General features: G+C 59.1%; 1 tRNA gene and 1 rRNA gene. Both read right to left on the bottom strand.

Going from position 1 to position 1,583, the window contains the following annotated elements:
• Positions 1-106: 106 nt before the first annotated feature.
• A tRNA-Ala gene (locus tag J2753_RS14320) sits at positions 107-178 on the bottom strand.
• Positions 179-262: 84 nt separating this feature from the next.
• Positions 263-1,583: ribosomal RNA gene (locus J2753_RS14325) — 16S ribosomal RNA — on the bottom strand; the annotation flags it as partial.

Below are 1,583 nucleotides of genomic sequence, written 5' to 3' on the forward strand. Positions count from 1 at the left end.
TCTGACCCTTCCCAGACGCGCTCTCGCGGTCTGGTGCATCGATCTTTCTGGATTCCATCGTACTCCCGTCGGGGGTATAACCCCCTCGGTTTCCTTCTATCCGAGATGGACTCACGGGGATTCGAACCCCGGGCATCCTCCTTGCAAAGGAGGCACTCTACCACTGAGCTATGAGCCCTGTGAGCCTTGGTAGTTCTACGGTGCCCGGACGGACCGGGACCGAACGTCAAGTGGGCCTGCCTCGAGGGCAGGTCCCGTGCTGTGGAGGTGATCCAGCCGCAGATTCCCCTACGGCTACCTTGTTACGACTTAAGCCCCCTTGCGGAGCCCAGATTCGACCTACTAGGTAGGCCTCATCCGGACCCCACTCGGGTGCTTTGACGGGCGGTGTGTGCAAGGAGCAGGGACGTATTCACCGCACTCTCCTGGAATGCGATTACTACCGAATCCAGCTTCATGTGGACGAGTTGCAGTCCACAATCCGAACTACGACCGAGTTTCTGAGATTACCGCTCCCTCTCGGGGTGGGAACCCATTGTCTCGGCCATTGTAGCCCGCGTGTTGCCCAGCCCATTCGGGGCATACTGACCTACCGTTGCCCGTTCCTTCCTCCGCCTTGGCGGCGGCAGTCCTCCTAATGTACCCATCATCCACAAGGGACATGCTGGCAATTAAGAGTGCGGGTCTCGCTCGTTGCCTGACTTAACAGGACGCCTCACGGTACGAGCTGACGGCGGCCATGCACCACCTCTCTACAGCGTCGTGGCGAGGTCATCAACCTGGCCGTCATCACTGTAGTCGGGGCTGGTAAGGTTACCGGCGTTGAGTCCAATTAAACCGCAGGCTCCTCCGGTTGTAGTGCTCCCCCGCCAATTCCTTTAAGTTTCATCCTTGCGGACGTACTTCCCAGGCGGTTCGCTTAGCGGCTTCCCTGCGGCACAACACTCACTCGTAGTGAGTGTCACACCTAGCGAACATCGTTTACGGCTGGGACTACCCGGGTATCTAATCCGGTTCGAGACCCCAGCTTTCGTCCCTCACTGTCGGATCAGTCCTCTCGAGGTGCTTTCGCCATCGGTGGTCCGTTCAGGATTACAGGATTTCACTCCTACCCCGAACGTACCCCTCGAGCCTTCCTGTCCCAAGCCGCACAGTTTCCGCCGGACGCCCACCCGTTGAGCGGGTGGATTTCCCGACAGACTTGCGCGGCCAGCTACGGACGCTTTAGGCCCAATAAAATCGGTCATCACTTGAGCTGCCGGTATTACCGCGGCGGCTGGCACCGGTCTTGCCCAGCTCTTGTTCCTGAACCTCCCTACGGTTCAGAAAAGAAAGGGCGATATGCCCTTTCACTCGGGGTTCCCTTATCGCACTGGCGTGCAGTGTAAAGGTTTCGCGCCTGCTGCGCCCCGTAGGGCCCGGAATCTTGTCTCAGATTCCGTCTCCGGGCTCTTGCTCTCACAACCCGTACCGATTATCGGCATGGTGGGCCGTTACCCCACCATCTACCTAATCGGCCGCAGCCACATCCTACAGCGCCGGAGCGTTTGAGCGTCGGCGTCTTCAAACAGCCAACGCGTATC

The organism is Halolamina salifodinae, from assembly GCF_017874235.1.
Taxonomy (GTDB): Archaea; Halobacteriota; Halobacteria; order Halobacteriales; family Haloferacaceae; genus Halolamina; species Halolamina salifodinae.